Genomic DNA, 19,496 nt, shown 5'->3' with positions numbered 1-19,496 from the left:
CCGCGACGACCCCCACGCGAGTGTCGACTTCCAGGATTCCGCGCCCAACGCGGCCGCACCAATGGCCGAAAGCAGTACGGTCGCTACGGAAAATAGCGGTCATTTTCTGAGGTCGCCGCCAACGGCTGCTTCCGCCCCAGAGCTGGCCGTTCAGCGTCCGGCCAGTTCCTTGTTGATGCCCAGCGCCACCAAGGTGCCGATCGCGCCCGACAACAGATACCCGCCAGCCGCGAGCAGCCCGAAATTGGCAGCGAGCAGCAAGGCGACCAGCGGCGCGAATCCGGCACCGACCAGCCAGGCGAGATCGGAGGTCAAGGCTGCGCCGGTATAGCGGTGCGCGGAGGAGAAATTGCTCGACACCGAACCCGAGGACTGGCCGAAGGCGAGGCCAAGCAGCACGAAGCCGATGATCATGAAGGCCAGCTCGCCCGCGTCGCCGCCGTTGAGCAATTGCGGTGCGAAGCCGCTGAACGCCGCGATCCCGGCGGCGGACGCCCCCAGTACCGTCCGGCGTCCGAACCGGTCGGCGATCACGCCCGAGGCGACCACCGCAGCGACTCCGAAGGCGGCGGCGATAATCTCGATCACCAGGAATCGTGCGGGGTTCTCGTCGGTGAACAGGAACACCCAGGACAGCGGGAACACCGTGACCATATGGAACAGCGCGAAACTGGCGAGTGGCGCGAACGCGCCGATGATGATGTTGCGCCAGTCGCCACGTACCGTGTCGATCACGCGTGACGGCTGCAGCTCGCGGCTCTCGAACAGATTGGCGTAATGCGGCGTGGAAACGATGCGGAGCCGCGCGAACAACGCCACGACGTTGATCGCAAAGGCGACGAAGAAGGGGTAGCGCCAGCCCCAGTCGAGGAAGTCGGCAGTGGACAGGGTGGTCACGAAAAAGGCGAACAGCGCGCTCGCCACCATCAGGCCGAGCGGTGCGCCGAGTTGCGGGATCATCGCATACCAGCCGCGCCGATTGGCCGGTGCGTTCAGCGCGAGCAAAGAGGCAAGCCCGTCCCACGCCCCGCCCAGCGCGATGCCCTGGCCGAGACGGAACAGCGCAAGCAGCACCGCCGACCAGATGCCGATCGTCTCATAGCCGGGCAGAAACGCCATCGCTGCGGTCGACCCGCCGAGCAGGAACAGCGCGATGGTCAGCTTGGTGCCGCGCCCCATCGCTTCGTCGATCCACAGGAAAGCCAGCGACCCGAGCGGCCGCGCGACAAAGGCGAGCGCGAAGATCGCAAAGGAATAGACCGTGCCGGTCAGCCGGTCGACATAGGGGAAGACCAGGCTGGGGAAGACCAGCACTGAGGCAATCGCATAGACGAAGAAGTCGAAGAATTCGGATGTCCGCCCGATGATCACGCCGATGGCGATCTCGCCCGGCGCGACGTCTCCGTGCCGCGCATTGATTGCGCGGGCGTCGCGTTCGGCCGTACCGGATGTCGGGGCCCTGGATGTCGGGGCGATATGCGCGGTCATGAACCATACTTCCTGATGGGCGGCGGGTGGAGAATGCCGATCAGGCACTCTTATGCGCTCATCCGATCGTTTTGGGGATTGGACAAAATGTCCAATGTTGCGCTGCAGCGCGAAGGCGTAGCGGGCGAGCATGCCAAAGCTTTCCCGCATCGTCCGCCTGTCTGCCGCGACCGCCGCGCTCCTGCTGCTCGGCGGGTGCAACTGGGTCGTGATGAACCCGATGGGCGATGTCGCGGTTCAGCAGCGCAACCTGGTGATCATCGCCACGGTGCTGATGCTGCTCATCGTCGTGCCGGTACTTGCCTTGGTCGGGCTGTTCGCCTGGCGCTACCGCGCGTCGAACAAGGAGGCGCGCTACGAGCCCGACTGGGATCATTCGACCGAGCTCGAACTGGTCATCTGGGCAGCACCACTGCTGATCATCATCTGCCTTGGCGCGGTGACCTGGACCGGCACGCATTTGCTTGATCCCTATCGCCCGATCGAGCGCATCGCGCCGGGTCGCAAGGTTGCGCCGAACGTCAAGCCGCTTGAGGTGCAGGTCGTCTCGCTCGACTGGAAATGGCTCTTCATCTATCCCGAATATGGCATCGCGACGGTCAATGAACTTGCCGCGCCGGTCGATCGGCCGATCATGTTCCGGCTCACCTCATCTTCAGTGATGAACGCCTTCTACGTGCCGACGCTTGCCGGCATGATCTACACCATGCCGTCGATGGAGACCAAGCTCCACGCCGTGATCAACAAGGCCGGCGACTATGAGGGCTTCTCGTCCAACTATAGCGGCGCAGGCTTTTCCGGCATGCGCTTCCGCTTCCACGGGCTGAGCGATGCGGACTTTGCGGCCTGGGTCGCACGCAACAAGGCGGCCGGTAACGAACTCAGCCGCGCAAGCTACCTGCAGCTCGAAAAGCCAACCGAGAAAGTGCCGGTGATGCGCTTCGCCACTGTCGCGCCCGGCCTATTCGACGCGGCGGTCGGGCAATGCGTCAAGCCCGGCACGCCGTGCATGGCCGACATTATGATGAAGGACGCCGGCATGGCGGGGATGGACCATATGGCCCCGTCGGCGAAAGAGCCCGAATCCCCGCTGACCACCGCTGCGCCGGGCAGCCCGCCGCCGGCTGACCCTTCGCATGTCGATCACCGCTCGCACGGTGCGCCGTCCGACGCGGTGCCGCCCAAGCAGCCTGCCCTCTAATTGGCCATTCCGATGCAGATCTCATCCTCTTCCGTCAGCCCGATCTTCGGTCGGTTCACGCTGGAATCGCTGCCGCTGCACGAACCGATCGTCGTCGCGACCTTTGCCGGGGTTGCGCTGGGCGGCATCGCGCTGCTTGGCGCGCTGACCTACTTCAAGCTCTGGGGTTATTTGTGGCGCGAATGGTTCACCACCGTCGACCACAAGCGCATCGGCATCATGTACATGATCCTCGGGCTGGTCATGCTGCTGCGCGGCTTTGCCGACGCGATCATGATGCGGCTGCAGCAGGTGATGGCGTTCAACGGGTCGGAAGGCTATCTCAACGCGCATCATTATGATCAGATCTTCACCGCGCACGGCGTGATTATGATCTTCTTTGTGGCGATGCCGCTGGTCACGGGATTGATGAACTATGTCGTGCCGCTGCAGATCGGCGCGCGCGACGTGTCCTTCCCGTTCCTCAACAATTTCAGCTTCTGGATGACTGCGGCGGGCGCGATCACGGTGATGATGAGCCTGTTCGTCGGCGAATTCGCGCAGACCGGCTGGCTCGCCATGCCGCCGCTATCGGGGATCAGCTACAGCCCCGGGGTTGGGGTCGATTATTATATCTGGTCGCTGCAGATCGCCGGCGTTGGCACGTTGCTCTCTGGCGTTAATCTCATCGCGACGATCGTGAAGATGCGCGCGCCGGGCATGACCATGATGCGCATGCCGATCTTCTGCTGGACCGCCTTGTGCACCAATATCCTGATCGTCGCGGCCTTCCCGGTGCTCACCGCAGTGCTCGGGCTGCTCTCGCTCGACCGCTATGCTGATACGGCGTTCTTCACCAACACGCTTGGCGGCAACCCGATGATGTATGTGAACCTGATCTGGATCTGGGGCCATCCGGAGGTCTACATCCTGATCCTGCCCGCGTTCGGCATCTTCAGCGAAGTGACCTCGACCTTCTCGGGCAAGCGGCTCTTCGGCTATACCTCGATGGTCTATGCCACCGCGGTGATCACCTTGCTCGCCTATGTCGTGTGGCTGCACCATTTCTTCACCATGGGGTCGGGCGCCAGCGTCAATTCCTTCTTCGGCATCACCACGATGGTGATCTCGATCCCTACGGGCGCGAAGATCTTCAACTGGCTGTTCACCATGTACCGCGGTCGCATCCGCTTCGAGCTGCCGATGATGTGGACGATCGCGTTCATGATCACCTTCGTCATCGGCGGCATGACCGGCGTGCTGCTCGCCGTGCCGCCGGCCGATTTCGTGCTGCACAACTCGCTGTTCCTCGTCGCGCATTTCCACAATGTGATCATCGGCGGCGTGCTGTTCGGTCTGTTCGCCGGGATCAATTACTGGTTCCCCAAGGCGTTCGGCTTCCGGCTCAACGAATTCTGGGGGAAAGTGTCCTTCTGGTTCTGGGTGCTCGGTTTCTATTTCGCCTTCATGCCGCTCTATATCCTCGGCCTGATGGGCGTGACGCGCCGCCTGCGCACCTTCGAGGACCCGAGCCTGCAGATCTGGTTCGGCATCGCCGCATTCGGCGCGGTGCTGGTCGCGATCGGCATCGGCGCGATGCTGGTGCAATTCTATGTCAGCATCCGCGACCGCGAGAAGCTGCGTGACGATAGCGGTGATCCGTGGAATGGCCGCACGCTCGAATGGGCGACCTCATCGCCGCCGCCCGACTATAATTTCGCTTTCTCGCCGGTGGTGCATAATGGCGATGCCTGGGCGGACATGAAGCAGCGCGGTTATGTGCGCCCGACCCAAGGGTTCAAATCGATCCATATGCCGAGCAACACCGGCACCGGCGTGATCATCGCTGCGCTCAGCGTGACCTTCTCGATCGGCATGATCTGGTATGTCTGGTGGCTGGCGGCGCTCAGCTTCGTCGCGATCCTCGCTGTCTCGATCGGCCACACCTTCAACTATTGCCGCGATTTCCACATTCCGGTGGAGGAGGTGATCGCGACCGAGGACAAGCGCACGCGATTGCTCGCGGCGGGAGCGGCAGCATGAGCGCGACTCTGACCGACACGCCGGGCCGCGACGCCTTCTATCTAGTCGACGAACATGATCATCCGGAAGGGTCGAGCACCATGCTCGGCTTCTGGATCTATCTGATGAGCGACTGCCTGATCTTCGCGATGCTGTTCGCGACGTACGGCGTGCTCGGCGCGAGCTATGCCGGCGGGCCTGGCCCACGCGAGCTGTTCGACCTGCCGCTGGTCGCGCTCAACACCACGATGCTGCTCTTCTCCTCGATCACCTATGGTTTCGCGATGCTGGCGATGACCGAGGGTAAGGTGCGGGGGACTCAAGCCTGGCTGGCGGTCACCGGCCTGTTCGGTCTCGCCTTTCTCGGCATCGAGATGTACGAATTCGCGCATCTCATCCATGAAGGGGCGGGGCCGCAGCGCAGCGCGTTCCTGTCATCCTTCTTTACCCTGGTCGGCACGCACGGCCTGCACGTCACCTTCGGGCTGATCTGGCTGGTGACCCTGATGGTCCAGGTGCGGATGAAGGGGCTGATCCCGGCCAATCGCCGCCGACTGATGTGCCTCAGCCTGTTCTGGCACTTTCTCGACGTCATCTGGATCGGCGTCTTCACCTTCGTCTATCTGATGGGAAAGCTGCGATGAGCGCCTCCGCCGACACGCATTGCCAACATGACGACGAGGAAAGCCATGGTACCCGCAAGGGCTATGTCATCGGCTTCGTGCTCGCCGCGATCCTGACCGCGGTCCCGTTCTGGCTGGTGATGACCACGCCGTTCTCGAAGTCGGTGATCGCGCTGATCGTCATAGTGTTTGCCGCTGTGCAGATGGTCGTGCACATGATCTTCTTCCTGCACATGAACCGGCGGGCGGAAGGCGGCTGGTCGATGATGGCGCTGCTCTTCACCGTGGTGATCGTCGGCATCGCGCTGAGCGGGTCGCTCTGGGTCATGTATCATATGAACGCCAATATGATGCCGATGCCGCAGGCCATGGATTCAATGTAATGACGCCGCGCGCTACCTCCGCGCGCAGCGTTATTGCGGGCCTGGTGGCGTTGCTGCTCATCGCGCCGCTGCTCGGGCTCGGCACCTGGCAGGTGAAGCGACTGGCCTGGAAGCGCGACCTGATCGCGCAGGTGGACGCCCGCGTGCACGCCGCGCCCGTCGCCGTACCCGGACCCACGGCCTGGCCGGAGATTGATGGCCCGCGCGCACAATATCGCCGCGTCCGACTCACCGGTCGGTTCCTGCCGGTACCGCCGGCGCTGGTGCAGGCCGCCACTGTCCATGGCGCGGGCTGGTGGGTGATGGCGCCGTTGCGGACGGGGCAGGGGTTTGTCGTGCTGGCCAACCGCGGCTTCGTGCCGACGCGCGCCGCCGCCCCACCGCCCCTGGGGCCGGTCATCCTGACCGGGCTGCTGCGTGTCGCAGAGCCGGGTGGCGGCTTCCTGCGCTCGAACGACCCGGCGCGCGACGCTTGGTATTCGCGCGACGTCGCCGCCATTGCCGCAGCACGCAGGCTCGGTGTCGTTGCGCCCTATTTCGTCGACCTGGATGCGGCTTCCTCGCCACCGGGCGGTCCGATCGGCGGGCTGACGATCATCGCCTTTCCGAACAATCATCTCGTCTACGCGATCACATGGTATGTACTGGCGATGATGGTCGCCGGTGCCCTTGTCATCTTCCTGCGCGCGGATCGCCGCGCGGCGCCGCAATGACCGCGCTCGTCAGCCCAAGGGCGATCGCCCCGGCCGACGCCACCGCGTCGCAGAACATGCTGCAGCTGGTGCAGCTGCGCTGGCTGGCGATTGCCGGGCAATGCGTGACGATCCTGCTCACCCATTACGCCTTCGGCATCGCGCTGCCGATCGTGCCGATGCTCGCCGTGCTTGCCGGACTCGCTTTGCTCAACGCGATCAGCATGCTGTGGCTTCGCTCCGGTCGGCCGATCGACAACCGCGCCTTGCTCGTCGCACTGCTGCTCGACGTGCTGTGCCTGTCGGTGCAGCTCTATTTCAGCGGCGGTGCGACCAACCCGTTCGTGTCGCTGTTCCTGCTTCAGGTCGTGCTGGGCTCGGTGCTGCTCAAGCAGGGATCGACCTGGGTCGTGGTAGTGGTGACCAGCATCGCCTTCGCGCTGCTGACCATAATCTACCGGCCGATCGTGCTGCCGGGCGATTACAGCACCTCGCTTTTCCAGCTCCATGTGCAGGGTATGTGGGTCTGTTTCGCGCTGGTCGCGGTGCTGCTGGTGATGTTCGTCACGCGCATCAACCGCAACCTGCGCGCGCGAGACGCGCATCTCGCCGCGATGCAGCGCCAGGCGGCGGAGGAGGATCATATCGTTCGCATCGGCCTGCTTGCCTCGGGCGCGGCGCATGAACTGGGCACGCCGCTCTCGTCTCTGTCGGTGATCCTCGGCGATTGGCGCAGAGCGCCCGGCATCGCCGGCGATCCCGATCTCGTCAATGAACTCGGCGAGATGCAGGCTGAGGTGCAGCGCTGCAAGGCGATCGTGACAGGCATCCTGCTCGCGGCGGGCGAGGCGCGGGGCGAAGCCTCGACCGTGACCAGCGTACGCGCCTTTTTCGGCCGGGTCGTCGCGGACTGGCAGGCTGCACGTGGCTTTACCGGGCTGCACTATGATGACGCCTTCGGGGCGGATGTACCGATCGTTTCCGACACCGTCCTGCAGCAAATGCTCTTCAACCTGCTCGACAACGCCGCCGAGGCTTCATCCGACGAAATCCGCGTCGACTTGGCACGCGATGGTGATATCCTCGCCGTCACCGTTGCCGATCGCGGCAGCGGTTTTGCCGCGGCGACGCTCGACGCGATCGGGGCGCCCTATAATTCCACCAAACGGACCGCCGGGGCCGGGCTGGGTCTGTTCCTTGTTACCAATGTGATGCGCAAGCTCGGCGGCACGGTGCAAGCGCGCAACCGGCGGGACGGCGGAGCCGAGGTGGTCCTGCGCTTGCCGCTCTCCGCACTCGAACTGACGGAATAGCATCATGGCGACCGAGCCCTTGCTCTTCCTGGTCGAGGATGATGCGGCCTTTGCCCGCACGCTGCAGCGCTCATTCGAACGGCGCGGCTATCGTGTCGCGCTGGCCGCCGATCCGGCGGAACTCGACCAGCTGCTGGTCGCCGAAACGCCGGACTATGCGGTTGTCGATCTGAAGCTTGGCCAGGCATCGGGCCTCGCCTGCGTGCAGACGCTGCACGACCATGATCCCGATATCGTGATCGTCGTCCTGACCGGCTATGCCAGTATTGCGACGGCGGTCCAGGCGATCAAGCTGGGCGCGACATCCTATCTCGCCAAGCCGGCCGATACCGATGATCTGGAGGCTGCATTCGGGAAGATCGGGGGCGATGTCGATACACCGATCGGCGGACGGCAGACCTCGATCAAAACGCTGGAGTGGGAACGGATCCACAAGACGCTGGCCGAGAGCGATTTCAACGTATCGGAGACCGCGCGCAGGCTCGGCATGCACCGGCGGACGCTGGCGCGGAAACTGGAGAAACGGCCGCTGCGATAGCGATGATCGCTCATCGGTGAGCGGAAGGTCAGCGGGCAATCATGCATTTCGAAGGTGGCGGAAAGGTCGGGCTGGAGTCGGCCGCGCCTGCCGCGCGCCGTCATGCGCTATAGCTAAGCCTGCGAAATGTCGCTCGTCCGCCACCCGCCGCATACAGGCCGGGCCGCAGACTCAGGAAGCCATCAGCGACGTTATGGTTGTAGCCAGCGACCTCGAACGATCGCTCCTTTGTCCATTTGCGGCCGTCGGCGCTGTGGAAGAACGTGACGATATTCTCATCGTTGACGAGCCGCAGGCGAGCGCGACGAGCGCTTGTCACGGCACCTTCGGGCCAGCGCTCACGCTGGCCGATGCGATAAGCCTGGAAGCGATCCTTGCCGAGGCCGAGGCCGCAGAACAATTTCTCGTTGTAGAACAGCAACAGCCCGGCCTCGACGTCACCGTCAAGTTCCACCTCGACGTCGATCTGGTAGGAGCGGTCGCCTGCCACGAACAGCAGCGGTGAGGAATCGGTGGGACTCGTGCCTTGACCCGCCAGCTGCAAGGTATCGGCAGCGATCCGCGCCCGCTTCAGATAATTGTCCCGCGGGGCATAGAAGGAGAGCTTGTTTCCGATCGAATCCGCGCCGAAGCCGGACAAAATCTGACCGCTTGGCGTGGCGCCGGGCGCTGGCATTGCCAACGGGCGCGACAGGTCGCCGCCTGTCGCTCGCGGCCAGCCGTCCGCGGTCCATATGATCGGTTCCAGCAGCATCTGTCGTCCGAGCGTACGAAACCCGTTCTCATAGCCGTGATAGACCAGCCACCAGCGCCCGTCGGGCCCTTCCACGGCAGTGGAATGGCCTCGCGACCACCACGGCTCGTCATGGTGCGCAGTGCGGACAATCGGATTGTGCGGGCAATTCTCCCAAGGGCCATTGATCGATTTCGATCGCGCGACCACCACCATGTGGCTGGTCGGCGGCCCGGCTGTGCCGCCCTGCGCCACGAACTGGTAGAAATAGCCGTCCTTGCGCAGGACCTTCGGCCCTTCCATCGCAAAGCCTTCGATGATCCAGTCTTCGGGGATCGGCCAGCCGTCATAGACATGCTCGATCGGTCCGGCGGCGGCGAGACCGTCGTCGCTGAGGCGTACCCGCTTGCCGCCGTTGAAGAACAGATAGCGCTTGCCGTCCTCTCCCATAGCGTGACCGGGATCGATCATGTTGTCGATCTTCATGTCGATCGGCTCGCTCCACGGCCCGCGCATCGACTGCGCGTGGATGACATAGGTGCGCAATGGGCGGGCGTCGCCGTCCGGCGCGAGGACGGGAATGTAGATAAAGTAGCGATCGCCGTGTTTCGCGATGTCGAGCGCCCATACGGTGCCGATATTGGTCGTTAGCGCGGCGGTGACAGGCATCCAGTTGACCAGATCGCGCGAGTGCCAGATCGGCACGCCAGGATAATATTGGAACGATGAGAAAGCGGCGTAATAGTTCGCGCCATCCTTCAGCACTGTGGGGTCGGGATGATCGCCGGCGAGAACAGGGTTGAGATAGCGCCCGTCGCCCAGATCGGCGCGCCGCTGACCTTCTGCCCCTGCGCGCCAGCGCGCGGCGGGCGCGGGGCAGGGGACGCGCCCGCCGGATTGCGGCGCGGCGGATGCAGCTCGTGGCAGCGCAGCGCCGGCGGAGGCAAGCGCGAGAGCGAGGGTCTGGCGACGAGTCGGGTGCATCTCCTTCTCGCCTATTTCTTGCCGCGGCGGATGGGTTCGATCGTCGCCAGCACGACGTCGTTGCTTCGCATCGGCACATCCAGTGCATGGCGCCCATCGCGGCCAACTCGCACGATACTGCTGGTTTCGGGCAGGTCGCGGGTCAGCGCCTGTAATTCGGCGAGCTGCTTCGCGTTGAGCGACGCTGGTGATCCCATTTCCAGATAGCGCGTGTGCGCGTCGTTGGCGCGGAACCCGGTGCGGTGCAGCGTCACGCGGTAGCGGCCCGGCGTCAGCCCGGCGAAGCGGAGCGTGGTCGCCGGGCCGTCGGTCGCGGGCAATATTCTGGTAAAGAACGGCCGGTTGCTGGTCCCTTGTACCGGCTGTCGCCAGTTCCACAGCAGCACGCCGGTCTTGCCGCCCGCCGTCGCCGCGATCGAGGAAGCGTCGCGGGTGGCGATCTCGCGACCCCTCAGCGCATTGAGATATTTGTAGGCGAACCAGGCAGGCTTGCGGATTCCCTCACGATTCATCAGCCCAAAGCCGCCGTGGAACGGCGTCGGTGGTGGCCCGGCCTCTTCGAACAGGTCGCTATAGGTCCAGTAACTCATACCCTGCGCCAGACCGCGCGTCCCGCGCAGCTTGGTCAGAATATAAGCGGCGCTGATATAGCTGTCGTGCACCGGATCGCGCGGATTGTAGCTCGCGCTCCATTCGGTAAAGTAGAGCGGAAGGCCTTTGAACCCGGTCGCGTCGATTTCTTGGCGAACCTTACGCACATCGCCGATGATCGCATCGGGATTGGTCGACAGCTTGTTGTCGTCTTCGCCCCTTTCATCGAGGAAACCGCCATCGACGCCATAGGTGTGCGTCGTCACGAAATCGACCGGGATGCGGCGCTTCGCCGCGCGGTCGAGGAATTCGGGCACCCACGCCGCGCCCGCAGTGGCAGGCCCGCCGACGCGTAGCGCCGGGTCGATCGCCTTGATCGTCCGGGCGCTGGATTCGTACAATTCGAAATAGGCCTGTTTGTCCGCCTTCTCCCAGAAGCCGTCGAGATTTGGTTCGTTCCACACTTCGAAAAACCATGTCCGCACCTCGGCCTTGCCGTAGCGCGCCTGCATGTGCCGTACGAACGCATCGACCAGCGCTGCCCATTCCTTCGGTTTGGGGTGCGACGTGTTGCCCTTCCAGTAGAAGATCGTCTGCTTTGACGTCGCCATCGCCTCGGGCGTGAAGCCCAGCTCGACGAACGGTTTGATACGGCGCGCTCGCAACGCGTCGAACAGCTGGTCGAGTCCAGTCCAGTCGTAAACGATGCGCCCATCCCGCAGCTTCACCGTGCCGAGCACGTCGTGGAACGGCGCGTGGAAGCGGACATAACGGAAGCCGAGTTCGTCCACTGCGGTCTTCAATTGCGCCAAGCTGTCCGGGCGAGCGAGCGTGCCCGGGAAATCGGATCCCACCGAAAGTTTGAACGACTGGTCCAGCGGGGCTCCGGCACGGGCAAGGTCAACATCGATCGTGCGCGTCTGCGCGAACGTTGCCGCCGGAGCGAGGCCCGCGATCGCGAATGCTCCGGCGAGCAATATGTGCCGGACCCAGGATGCCGGGGTGTGAGAAGCTGTCATCGATCGACTTTCAATGGAGTATTGCCTCAACGCAGCGCAGACGCGGTTACCCTGCGATCCAGCAATCCTTATGCAGCCTTGGCCATGCAGGTTCGTTCAATGAAGCGATCGTGAGGCGGCATCGTTTCAGCAGCACGCGCCAGGGTGTCGCGACGTTCGGCGAAGAGCGCCGCGAGCCGGGTCGCATCGGCCTGACTGGCGGTCGCGTCCCATCCGCGTGGTAAACGCTCCTGGCCGGTCAGGATCGCGACCCAGCTTGGTTCCTGATGCGATTCGAGATCATAGAGCGGTACCCGCGCCGATGCGTCCCAGGTCGCCAGCTTATGTGCGAGCGTATCAGGCAGCGTCATCGCGCGGCACTCTTGCCATAGCGGCTCGTCGCGCTGGGTGAGGCAATAATGCGCGATCAGGAAATCCCGGATCCGCTCATATTCAGTGATCGTCTGGCGATTATATTCGGTGGCGATCGCCGGGTCGATCACACCTGATGGCAGCAGCTCGATCAATCGTGCCAACCCGGTCTGGATCAGCTGGATACTCGTCGATTCGAGCGGCTCCATGAACCCCGCGGCGAGCCCGATCGCGATGACATTATGTTCCCAGAACCGCGCGCGGCGGCCAGTGGTGAATTTGAGCGGGCGAGGGGCCCCCAATGGTGCGCCGTCGAGATTGGCGAGCAGGGTCGCCGCGGCCTCGTCATCGGACAAATGGCGGCTTGCATAGACCATGCCGTTGCCGGAGCGATGCTGAAGCGGGATGCGCCATTGCCAACCGGCTGCGCGCGCGGTCGAGCGAGTGAAAGGCGTGAAGCGCCCGCCGCGGGCCGACCCGACCGCCATAGCGCGGTCGCAGGGCAGCCAGTGTGTCCAGTCGACGAAATCCACCCCGAGCGTGCGGCCGAGCAACAAGCTGACAAAGCCCGAGCAGTCGATGAACACATCGCCAGCGATCTCGCGTCCGCCGTCGAGGCTGAGGGCGGTTACGTCGCCGCTCTCGCCGTTACGCAGAACCTCGGTGATCCGGCCTTCGACGCGGGTCACACCGTTGGCCTCGGCATGGCGGCGCAGCAACTGCGCATAGAGCCCGGCGTCGAAATGATAGGCATGTTTGAAGGCGGCGGCGGCGCCGTTCATCGCCTGCGGCGGCGCGAACCGGTCGCGCGAGGCGGCGGCCCAGGGCATTGACCAATGTTCGATCGGATCGGGCATCCCGGCTTGGTGAAGGCGCAGCCAGTGATGGTGCGGGGGGACGCCATCAATGTCCTCGCCATAATCGCCGAAGCCGTGGAAGTGGCGGTTGCCGACCCGGCACCAATCGACGAATTCGATGCCGAGCTTGAACGTACCTTGTGTCGCCGCGACGAAATCCGGCTCGTGGATGCCGAGCACCTGATTCAAATGCTGGATTAGCGGCACGGTCGCTTCGCCGACGCCGATCGTGCCGATCGCGTCGGACTCGACCAAAATGATCTGCGCGTGAGGGGCAGGGCGGAACCGTGCGAGCAAGGCGGCGGCCATCCATCCGGCAGTTCCGCCACCGACGATTACGATGCGTTGCGTGGCGGTCACGGAGCTTCTCCCACTAGCGAATGCCTAAAGGATCGTTTGTTTCGAGCGCCGTCAATATCGGTTCTCGCGTGGTGCTTCCGCCGATAGCAAAACGCCCCGGCCCTGGGTGGACCGGGGCGCGAGATGGGCAGCGCCTAGAAGACGCCGCGCACCAGGATCGAGAAGCGGCGGTCTGAGTCGGTCCAGCTATAGCGCGGTTTCAGATCCGGATCGCCGACATCCAGGAATGTTCGCGAATTGAGCAGGTTGGTGCCCTGCACGCCGATCTTGAAGTGTTTGTCGACGGCGTAGAGGATCGATCCATCGAGCTGGCCATAACTTTCCGACCAGACCGGGAAGTTGATGTTCGCGGCCGAGGTGGTCAGCAGATAGGTCGATCGCCAGTTATAGGCGAGGCGTGCCGAGATACCGTATTTCTCATAGATGCCGGTTACGTTGAAGGAGTATTTCGACAGGCCTTCAAGTGGCAACGCCTTCGCGGCCTGGTTCGTCTGATTGGCGTCGAACACGTTGATCGCGGTGTTCTTGCCGCCGGTCGAATCGACGAAGGTGAAGTTGCCTTGGAAGCCGAGCCCGCTCAGCGCTCCAGGCAGACCGTCGAAGAACTGGGTGTAGCCGACTTCGAAGCCTTTGATCGTGCCGCGTGAGCCGTTGGTCTGCTGGGTTACGTCGAACGTGACGGTTTGACCGTTACTGGTATAGGTCTGCTGCGTCGTGCCGGCGAAGATATAATTGCTGATCCGCTTGTAGAAGGCAGCGAATGTCAGGCTGTTCGACCGCCCGAAATAATATTCCAGGCTGGTATCGAACTGATCCGACCGGGTCGGTTTCAGGTCGGGATTGCCTGCGGTGCCGGTGAACGCTGTACGTCGCCCGTTGACGCCGACGCCGTTGGCAATGCCGTTCGCATCGAACGAGAAGCTCAGCGATGTGAACGGATTAAGCTGTGCGAAGGTCGGACGGACGATCGCCTTGGCCGCGGCAAAGCGCAGCTGGAGATTATCCTTCAGGAAGAAACGCAGGTTCAGGCTCGGCAAAGTGTCGGTGTAGCTGCCGCTCGAATCCTGCGTCAGTGCACCGATATTGCCTTGGGTGAAGGCAATGGCTTGGGCGAGCAGGTTGCAATCGGCCTGCGTCGCACCTCCGGGACTAACGACGCAGGTCGGGTTGGTGATGTTGCCGACGCGCAGCGCCGATCCGGTTGCGCCGGTCTCGGTCTTGATCACGCGGACGCCGATATTACCATCGAAATGGCCAAGCATGCCGGCCTGCTGACCGAAGCGCAGCAGCGCATAGCCGGCATAGGTCTTTTCACTCTGGTTGTTGATGCCGCCGGAGACATTGTCGCCGCCTGGCGCAGCCAGCGAGTAATCGCCGGACAGCGGAGCCCAGCCCCAGCCGGCGGCTTCGGTCGCACGCAAATAGCTATAGGCGTTGGCGGTGCCATTGCTGACCAGACTGGCACTTGGAAACCAGAAACCCGGCCCGATCGATGGTACGTTCCCGCGGAAGAAATTATTATACGGCTGGAAGGTGGTCTGATTAGGCAGCCCGGGGTTCTGCGGCGCGCCTGGAACAGGAAGTCCGTTCGGACCGGTGAGGCCGGTCTGGTCGAGGTAGATCTGGGGACCGCCACCCCAATATTGGGCTGACAGCAACGACCAGTTGTAACCGGTCTGGCGCGTAATCGCGTTGCGATCGGTAGCCCGTCCGCCGACCCGAAACGATTTCAGGAAATCACTATCGGTAAAGGTGTATTCGACATCGGCGCGCTCTGCCCATTCATGCGCTTCGTTGTCCTCGATATGGTCCATCGCCGCAGCCCACCAGTACAGGCTGCGGTTGGTTAGCGAACCATTGGCAGCGGTCGGAGAAATGGTGAGCGAAGGGTTGCCGCTGCTGAAATCGAAATTGATCGTCGATGGCGTACCCACCTGGGTGAACGCGGTCATGCTGTATACTTGTGCCGTCGACTTCACATACTGTACATCCGCACCGAACGACCAATGATCGTCGGGTGTCCAGCGCAAATTGAGCGAATAGTCGCGAGTCTTCTTGACCTGCTTGCCCGAGCGCGTGTCGAAGTTCAGGTTGCGGTTGTTGAGCGTGCCGGCTTCGAGAACGTGGTCGTCATTGTAGCGCAGGCCAGTGTTCACCAACTGGCCATTGTTGTCTCGAAGGTTGGGATTCGGCGTATCATAGTCGCCCACCGCATATTCAATGTCTTGCGGAGTGGCTTTCGAGATCAACGCTTCACCGGTGATCAGCAGCGTGTCGCTCGGCTTCCACTGGATCGATCCGTCAAAGGCGGTGCGCCGTTGCTTCCAGTCGATACGACGGAAACCCATGCCGGCGGGTACATAGACGTTCGCCCCAACGGGAAGACCGTCTTGCGCATTGTCGAGCTCGGCGCGATCATAACGTCCGGCGCTGATGCTGTCGGTCCGATTGCCGACATTGCCGATCGAGTAGGACAGCAGCACGCCGATCTCACCGATCGGTGTTTTCCAACGACCGCTGCCCAGTATGTTGCCGGACTGGAAGCTCTTGTTGAGCAAGTCGCCATAGGTCGAGTCGCCGGAGAAGGCGAAGAGGTAACCGCTGGTGTCGAACGGCTTGCGCGTGCGCAAATTGACGATGCCGCCGATGCCGCCTTCGACCAGGTCCGCCGAGGGGTTCTTGTAAACGTCAACGCCGCCGAGAAGATCGGCCGAGACGTCTTCGAAAGAAAGGCCGCGGCCATTATTGGCGGAAAACACGTCGCGCCCGTTGAGCTCGGAACGAACGAAGGAAAGGCCGCGGATGAACACGCCGCCGCCTTCGGCCGAGAGACGTGCAGGGTCGCGATTCTCGTTGGTGCGCTGGAGCGTTATGCCCGGGATGCGTTGCAGCGCTTCGGATACCGAACGGTCGGGAAGCGCGCCAATATCCTGTGCCGTGATCGAGTCGACGAGCTGTTCGGCGTTGCGCTTCCGGTCGCGAGCACCTTCGAGCGAGGCACGAATGCCGGTGACGACGATATCGCCCTCCGTATCGCCGACCCCGGCGGGGTTGATGTTCTGGTCAGCAGACTGGTTCGCTGCGGCCTGTTCCTGCGCAAAGGCGGGAGCGGACAAGGCGATGATGGCCAGCGCGGCAACGGATGTTCCGGTGCGCAGGGCGCGAATTTCAAGCCGGCGTGCGACGCCCGCAGATATAGTGGTGACAGCCCTCATTTCAGTTCCCCTCCTGAACCGTCCTCAATCAGGGACGGTGTTTATTACCCGGCAATCCTGCCCGCGCCTGTGTCATGATAGCGCTATCACAACTTGACGCGATGGATCGGCTCTTATGCTGCCTGTCCACCTAAATCAACAGGCGTGAGATTGTTAGCATTGGGCCGAACCGGTAGCAACAGCAATATACAACAATATGTGGACCGCTAACATGAAGCGCCATATATCGCGGCGGCAGGAGAATTGCCCGATGCGCACCGTTCCCGAACGCGGACCCGCGACAGCGGACGAACTGGACGGAATCGTCGCGGCAGCACGCCCGGTGGTGCTGCGTGGTCAGGTTTCGGATTGGCCGTCAGTCGCGGCGGAGCGGGCAGGGCGGCTCGATGCCTATCTGCGTGATGGCGCCAGTGCGCACCCCGCGTCATGTGTCGTCGGTCTACCCTCGATCGGAGGGTATTTCTTCTATCGCGAGGATATGGGGGGCATGAACTTCGGCCGGCGCGATGCGCCGCTGGGTGATGTACTCGACCAGCTCGCGCAGCAGAAGGACACGATGCCGACGCTTGCGCTCGCCATGCAATCCGCGCCGACAGACGTCGTACTGCCGGGCTTTGCGGAAGCCAATGTCCTGTCCCTGCTCCCCGAATCGATCCGACCGCGACTCTGGATCGGCAACCACATCCGTGTCGCGACCCATTATGATTCGAGCGACAATATCGCCTGCGTGGTCGGCGGGCGGCGGCACTTCACGCTGTTCCCGCCCGATCAGGCGGCAAACATGTATATCGGCCCGCTCGAAGTGACACCGGCCGGCACGCCGGTCAGCATGGTCCGCGTCGATGCGCCGGATCTCGCGCGATACCCACGCTTCGCCGATGCGCTGGCGGTAGCCGAAACAGCCGAACTTGCGCCCGGCGACGCGATCTACATCCCATATTTGTGGTGGCATTCGGTCCGGTCACTCGATCCGCTGAGCGTGCTTATCAATTACTGGTGGAATCCGCAGTCCGAGCCGCTTTGGCCGGTCGACGCGCTCCTTCACGCGCTCGCGACAATGCGCGCATTATCGGCGAGTCGGCGAGCAGCGTGGCGTCCGCTGTTCGACCATCTGGTGTTCGACGATGCACCCGCCGCCCACCTCCCGAAATCGGCGCGCGGCGTACTCGGCGATCTATCCGACGCGGAGCGCCGCGCGCTCGCGGCGCATCTGGCAAAGCAACTCAGCGAACGATCCTGAAGACGCGGAACGAGTGTGGTGGAAGCGTGAGCGCGAAATCCGCCCGGTCGGGGGCGGCTGTTGCGCTGCCGGCAATCGGGGTGGTCGCCGAAACCATTGTGCCCGATGGCAGCTCGACAAGTTGTCGTCCTGTTGCGTGCACGGCGACCGGCGCCGTCTCGCCGCGGAACGACTGCACGACGAACGTGTCGTTGTCATAGGCGAACAACGATACCTGCGCGGGCGCGTCGATCATTACCGGCATATCGCTGCTCGCTACCTTGCGGATTTGCGCCAACATCGCTGGCGGCATGGCATAGAGGTCGGCCGGGTTCTCGGGCATGGACAGCATATAGAGAGTGCCTGCAGAATAGCGGTTCATCAGGATCAGCGGGAAGCCTTTTGCGCCTGCCACACCGCGCACGATTGCCCAGCTATCGTTGGTATAGAAGCGGATGTCGGGGAACAGGATCGGCTTCTGCGTGCCTTCGGTCGCGTTAAGCGGAGTGCCGTTGCCCGCGCCATAGCCCTGAACGAACTGGTCGATCAGTACGTGCCGCCCGGTCGGTGCCCATTCCACGAGGTCGCGAAAGCCACGATCCTGCAGTTTTTCGACCAGCCCCGACGTGACGATGACGGTCGCGCCACGCTTCAGCGCGCGCTGGATTTTCGCGACGATCATTGGGTCGGCGGCTGCGGCTTCGGTCAGCAACATCGTCTTTGCAGCTTCGGGAAAGCGCGGGGAAAGTTCGATCGGCAGGCCGATGGTGCCGAGATAATTGTGCAGAAAATCCTCGCCACTCGACTGATACGGCTTGTAGCTCGCAATGCCGATCGGCTTGCCGAGCTCACCGAGCACGCTGTCGACCGTCTCCAGCGCATAGCCCGCCGCGCGGCCCCAGCCGGCGGGGAGGCGAGCGCCGGTTGCGCGCCACCGGCCTTGTTCTGCCTCCCAGTCGAAACTCGTCCGCACATTCGCCCAGGGGCGCTGCCCCGCTTCAGCGGCGCCGTCCTCGGACATTGGATGCCAGTTGAACAAGGTGATTTCCGGCGCCTTGGCGAACAGCGTATCCCACAGCTGCTCGGCGTAGCGATCCAGGTCGCGCGTCGAGAAGGTGTCGACCCAGCCACCGCCATTACCGCCGGGGCGGATATTGTCATAATAACGGATGATCCCGTAGCTCTCATATTGCTGCAGCAACTGGTCGGTGAGCGTTGGGTCGCGTGTCTCGGTGCCGGTATAGATGCCGCCGAACGCCTGCGCTTGCTGATCGAGGTCATAGCCCAGCCCTTGGAAATGTTCGTACCAGTTCGGGTATTTGATCACCATCTTCACGCGCGGATTGACGGCATGAGCGGGCGTGAGGACGAGATCACGCGTCACCTTGCGCATCGTTTCCAGCCGGTACTGCGTCCAGCTGCGCTTGCCCTTAGCGGCGATGTCGGCATCGCTCTTGGAGGTGTAGAAAAAGAAGTCGTCGAGGATCACTTCGTCGAAATGCGCCGCAGCGAGGCGCACCGCCTTTTCGCATTCGGCACGGTCGGCGGGTTTTTCATAGTCGAAGGTGCCGAACTGACCGCCATCGCCGCCTGCCGCTAATGTAATGCCGCCGGCCGTTGCGACGCCCTTTTCGGCAAAATAGCCTTTCACGCGCTCCAGCTCTTCGCTGGTCGCGAAGTTCCGGTCGCGATACGCCTCGATATACACCTTGTCGAAATGGAGCTGGCTGGCGGCGCGGGCATATTGCCGGTCAAACGTCGTGCGATCCGCCAGCCGTCGCGCATCGCCGACCGCGATGTAGATGGCGGCGCGGAAATTCTTGTACTTGGGTGGAACCGCAATTGATGCCGGCGCGGTCTGAGCAAAGGCCGGAACGACGGACGACGCGACGAGGAGCGCGACGAACGCCGTGGTGCGAAGGCGCATG

General features: G+C 63.1%; 14 protein-coding genes. 8 read left to right on the top strand and 6 right to left on the bottom strand.

The annotated features are described in order from the left end of the window. Positions 1-150: 150 nt before the first annotated feature. The gene (locus G4G27_RS11275; RefSeq protein ID WP_183113403.1) at positions 151-1,488 is read right to left on the bottom strand and encodes an MFS transporter; all 1,338 of its coding nucleotides are present in this window, start codon (positions 1,486-1,488) and stop codon (positions 151-153) included. Positions 1,489-1,618: 130 nt separating this feature from the next. Between G4G27_RS11275 and cyoA the strand changes: the two genes are divergently transcribed. From cyoA to G4G27_RS11240, 7 genes are read left to right on the top strand one after another with little or no spacing between them, the layout of a single operon-like run. After that, entirely contained in the window at positions 1,619-2,689 is a 1,071-nt protein-coding gene (cyoA, locus tag G4G27_RS11270; protein ID WP_183113402.1) for a ubiquinol oxidase subunit II, read from the top strand. Positions 2,690-2,701: 12 nt separating this feature from the next. Then, positions 2,702-4,711, top strand: coding sequence for a cytochrome o ubiquinol oxidase subunit I (gene cyoB / locus G4G27_RS11265; RefSeq protein WP_183113401.1), 2,010 nt, complete (start codon positions 2,702-2,704; stop codon positions 4,709-4,711). After that, positions 4,708-5,334 carry a cytochrome o ubiquinol oxidase subunit III gene (cyoC, locus tag G4G27_RS11260; RefSeq protein WP_183113400.1) on the top strand — a complete coding sequence of 209 codons (627 nt, stop codon included), beginning with the start codon at positions 4,708-4,710 and terminating at the stop codon, positions 5,332-5,334. Before cyoB ends, cyoC begins: the two co-directional genes overlap by 4 nt. Beyond that, complete coding sequence (gene cyoD / locus G4G27_RS11255; RefSeq protein WP_183113399.1) at positions 5,331-5,696, top strand: cytochrome o ubiquinol oxidase subunit IV; 366 nt, start codon at positions 5,331-5,333, stop codon at positions 5,694-5,696. The genes cyoC and cyoD overlap by 4 nt, the downstream gene beginning before the upstream one ends. Next, positions 5,696-6,409: an SURF1 family protein gene (locus tag G4G27_RS11250; RefSeq protein WP_183113398.1), complete on the top strand. Its 714-nt coding sequence runs from the start codon at positions 5,696-5,698 to the stop codon at positions 6,407-6,409. Before cyoD ends, G4G27_RS11250 begins: the two co-directional genes overlap by 1 nt. Beyond that, the gene (locus tag G4G27_RS11245) at positions 6,406-7,701 is read left to right on the top strand and encodes an ATP-binding protein (protein WP_244624654.1); all 1,296 of its coding nucleotides are present in this window, start codon (positions 6,406-6,408) and stop codon (positions 7,699-7,701) included. Before G4G27_RS11250 ends, G4G27_RS11245 begins: the two co-directional genes overlap by 4 nt. Positions 7,702-7,705: 4 nt before the next feature. Next, positions 7,706-8,239, top strand: coding sequence for a response regulator transcription factor (locus tag G4G27_RS11240; protein WP_183113397.1), 534 nt, complete (start codon positions 7,706-7,708; stop codon positions 8,237-8,239). Positions 8,240-8,339: 100 nt separating this feature from the next. On the opposite strand, the gene G4G27_RS11235 is transcribed toward G4G27_RS11240, so the two are convergent. The 4 genes from G4G27_RS11235 to G4G27_RS11220 all read right to left on the bottom strand — a co-directional run bounded on the left by G4G27_RS11235 (position 8,340) and on the right by G4G27_RS11220 (position 16,349). Beyond that, positions 8,340-9,956: a family 43 glycosylhydrolase gene (locus G4G27_RS11235; protein WP_183113396.1), complete on the bottom strand. Its 1,617-nt coding sequence runs from the start codon at positions 9,954-9,956 to the stop codon at positions 8,340-8,342. 11 nt (positions 9,957-9,967) lie between these two features. Then, positions 9,968-11,566: a beta-xylosidase gene (locus G4G27_RS11230; protein ID WP_183113395.1), complete on the bottom strand. Its 1,599-nt coding sequence runs from the start codon at positions 11,564-11,566 to the stop codon at positions 9,968-9,970. Positions 11,567-11,634: 68 nt separating this feature from the next. Next, positions 11,635-13,134 (bottom strand): tryptophan halogenase family protein, encoded by a 1,500-nt coding sequence (locus G4G27_RS11225; RefSeq protein WP_183113394.1) that lies wholly within the window; start codon positions 13,132-13,134, stop codon positions 11,635-11,637. A 134-nt stretch (positions 13,135-13,268) separates the two neighbouring features. After that, positions 13,269-16,349 (bottom strand): TonB-dependent receptor, encoded by a 3,081-nt coding sequence (locus G4G27_RS11220; RefSeq protein ID WP_183113393.1) that lies wholly within the window; start codon positions 16,347-16,349, stop codon positions 13,269-13,271. A 250-nt stretch (positions 16,350-16,599) separates the two neighbouring features. Here G4G27_RS11220 and G4G27_RS11215 point away from each other — a divergent pair, with 250 nt between their 5' ends. Next, positions 16,600-17,589 (top strand): cupin-like domain-containing protein, encoded by a 990-nt coding sequence (locus tag G4G27_RS11215; protein WP_183113392.1) that lies wholly within the window; start codon positions 16,600-16,602, stop codon positions 17,587-17,589. Here G4G27_RS11215 and G4G27_RS11210 read toward each other — a convergent pair. Further along, positions 17,573-19,495 (bottom strand): hypothetical protein, encoded by a 1,923-nt coding sequence (locus G4G27_RS11210; protein WP_202049683.1) that lies wholly within the window; start codon positions 19,493-19,495, stop codon positions 17,573-17,575. The genes G4G27_RS11215 and G4G27_RS11210 overlap by 17 nt on opposite strands. Position 19,496: the final 1 nt, after the last annotated feature.

It is taken from the genome of Sphingomonas sp. So64.6b (genome assembly GCF_014171475.1).
Lineage (GTDB): Bacteria > Pseudomonadota > Alphaproteobacteria > Sphingomonadales > Sphingomonadaceae > Sphingomonas > Sphingomonas alpina_A.
Note: the sequence above shows the minus strand (reverse complement) of the source record. Positions and strands in the feature narration are given on the sequence as shown.